General features: G+C 56.7%; 2 rRNA genes. Both read left to right on the plus strand.

Going from position 1 to position 3,322, the window contains the following annotated elements:
* Positions 1–138: 138 nt before the first annotated feature.
* A 23S ribosomal RNA gene (locus E5354_RS14085) occupies positions 139–3,033 on the plus strand.
* A gap of 176 nt (positions 3,034–3,209) precedes the next feature.
* Positions 3,210–3,318: ribosomal RNA gene (gene rrf / locus E5354_RS14090) — 5S ribosomal RNA — on the plus strand.
* Positions 3,319–3,322 lie beyond the last annotated feature (4 nt).

The raw sequence follows: 3,322 nt of genomic DNA on the forward strand, positions 1-3,322 counted from the left end.
AGGAAGAGGACATTGACATGCTGGAAGCGATTCTGAGAATTCAGAATCAAGATACGAGTGAAACAAATGACGAAATCAAAGCATTAGGTATGCATATACGATGCGACAGATTGAGTAGGCGAAAAGAAAAAAACTCTAAGGAAAGGAGACAAGGGCACATGAAGGATGCCTTGGCTCTCGGAGGCGAAGAAGGACGTGATAAGCTGCGATAAGCCGCGGGGAGGGGCAAATGCCCTTTGATCCGCGGATTTCCGAATGGGGCAACCCGCCGGAAGGGATTCCGGCACCCGGCTCATGGCCGGGGGCGAACCCGGGGAACTGAAACATCTCAATACCCGGAGGAAGAGAAAATAACAATGATTCCGCAAGTAGTGGCGAGCGAACGCGGAGGAGCCCAAACCCGGGCCGTCGAGGCGGCGCCGGGGGTTGTAGGACCGCCCGTCAAGGACGCGCGAACGCTAGGGGGACCGGCTGGAAAGCCGGGCCGTAGAGGGTGACAGCCCCGTACCCGAAAGCGTGAGCGCGACAAGGGCGGCACCTGAGTAGCGCGGGACACGAGAAATCCTGCGTGAATCCGCGAGGACCATCTCGCAAGGCTAAACACTACCGAGAGACCGATAGCGAACCAGTACCGTGAGGGAAAGGTGAAAAGAACCTCGAACAGAGGAGTGAAACAGACCCTGAAATCATGTGCCTACAAGCGGTCGGAGCCACGCAATGTGGTGACGGCGTGCCTTTTGCATAATGAACCTACGAGTCACCGTCGCCGGCGAGGCTAAGTGCGATTACGCACGGAGCCGAAGCGAAAGCGAGTCTTAACAGGGCGCTGAGTCGGCGGAGGTGGACGCGAAACCAAGTGATCTACCCTCGGGCAGGTTGAAGGATGGGTAACACCATCTGGAGGACCGAACCGGTAAGCGTTGAAAAGCTTTCGGATGACCTGAGGGTAGGAGTGAAAGGCCAATCAAACTTGGAGATAGCTCGTACTCCCCGAAATGCATTTAGGTGCAGCCTCGGGACATGTACCGCGGAGGTAGAGCGACTGATAGGATGCGAGGGCTTCACCGCCTATCAAGTCCTGACAAACTCCGAATGCCGCGGCACGAATCCCGGGAGTGAGGGCGCGGGTGCTAAGGTCCGCGTCCGAGAGAGGAACAACTCAGACCACCGGCCAAGGCCCCCAAATGCGGGCTAAGTTGAAGACCATAACGAGGTGGGATTGCCTTGACAGCTAGGATGTTGGCTTGGAAGCAGCCATTCATTTAAAGAGTGCGTAACAGCTCACTAGTCGAGTGATCCCGCGTGGATAATAATCGGGCATAAGCCCGCTGCCGAAGCCGTGGAATGTTGCTTAGAGCAACATTGGTAGGGGAGCATTCCGTAGGCCCTAGAAGGTGCGTCGCAAGGCGTGCTGGAGGCATCGGAAAAGCAAATGTAGGTATAAGTAACGACAAGGGAGGCGAGAAACCTCCCCGCCGAAAGACCAAGGGTTCCTGAACAACGCTAATCGGTTCAGGCACAGTCGGGACCTAAGGGGCAGCCGAACGGCGGACCCGATGGACAGCCGGTCAACATTCCGGCACCCCGGCGCGGAGCGATGCGGCGACGGAGAAGTGACACACCCGCGCACTGACGGAATAGTGCGTTGAACCGCGTAGCTATAGGCGGCGTAGTAAAGTACGCGCCGCCTGGTGAAACGGGATAGTACCGCGAGCCCCCGGGCAAGCGGATAGCGGTGGTAACCATGCTCCCGAGAAAACCCGCTAAGCAATCCGTGACGGGCCCGTACCGCAAACCGACACAGGTGGTCGGGTAGAACATACTTAGGCGCTCGAGTGAATCATGGTTAAGGAACTAGGCAAATTGACCCCGTAACTTCGGGATAAGGGGTCCCCTCCCCCGGGAGGGGCGCAGAGAATAGGTCCAGGCAACTGTTTAACAAAAACACAGGGCCATGCAAAGTTTAAAGACGAAGAATATGGCCTGACACCTGCCCGGTGCCGGAAGGTTAAGAGGAGACGTCATCGCAAGAGAAGCGTTGAATTGAAGCCCCGGTAAACGGCGGCCGTAACTATAACGGTCCTAAGGTAGCGAAATTCCTTGTCGGGTAAGTTCCGACCTGCACGAATGGTGTAATGATCCGGACACTGTCTCAACCATGAGCTCGGTGAAATTGTAGTATCGGTGAAGATGCCGATTACCCGCAGCGGGACGAAAAGACCCCGTGAACCTTTACTGCAGCTTAGCACTGTGACCGGGTGTGCGATGTGTAGGATAGTCAGGAGGCAGCGAATCGGGGACGCCAGTCCCCGTGGAGCCGACGTTGAAATACTGACCTTCGCACATTTGGTCTCTAACTCGACAATCGAGGACACTGCTTGGTGGGTAGTTTGACTGGGGTGGTCGCCTCCAAAAGAGTAACGGAGGCTTCTAAAGGTACCCTCAGGCCGATTGGTAACCGGCCGCAGAGTGTAATGGCACAAGGGTGCTTGACTGGGAGACTCACAAGTCGCACAGGTAGGAAACTAGAGCATAGTGATCCGGTGGTTCCGCATGGAAGGGCCATCGCTCAAAGGATAAAAGGTACTCCGGGGATAACAGGCTGATCCCTCCCAAGAGCTCATATCGACGGAGTGGTTTGGCACCTCGATGTCGGCTCGTCACATCCCGGGGCTGGAGAAGGTCCCAAGGGTTAGGCTGTTCGCCTATTAAAGTGGCACGCGAGCTGGGTTCAGAACGTCGTGAGACAGTTCGGTCTCTATCTGCTGTGGGCGCAGGAAATTTGCGGGGCTCCGACACTAGTACGAGAGGACCGTGTTGGACAGACCTCCGGTTTACCGGTTGTACCGCCAGGTGCACCGCCGGGTATCCGCGTCTGGTCAGGATAAGTGCTGAAAGCATCTAAGCACGAAGCCCTCCCCAAGATAAGATTTCCACACAGGGCCGTCAAAGACGATGACGTAGATAGGTTGCAGGTGCAGGGGCGGCAACGTCCATAGCCGAGCAATACTAATCGCCCGAACCCTTTCCGGGACGCAAGTCCCCCGTGCTCAATGCAAAGGTTCCGCAGGCCACGCCGCCGCGGGACGGTCGCAGTGCACATTCCGAGGCTTCGATTGAGTCGAAGACCCGTATCAGCTTCCAGGAAGTCCGCTTCCTCCACCACACCGGTCGCCTAAGAGCGGCGACGACAGGAAAAAGAGAAAAACTAAGGTGGTGACAGCGCGGGGGTTCCACCTCTTCCCATTCCGAACAGAGAAGTTAAACCCCGCCACGCCGATGGTACTGCGAAAGTGGGAGAGTAGGTAACCGCCCCCTTCAC

Source organism: Muribaculum sp. NM65_B17, from assembly GCF_004793735.1.
Taxonomy (GTDB): domain Bacteria; phylum Bacteroidota; class Bacteroidia; order Bacteroidales; family Muribaculaceae; genus Muribaculum; species Muribaculum gordoncarteri.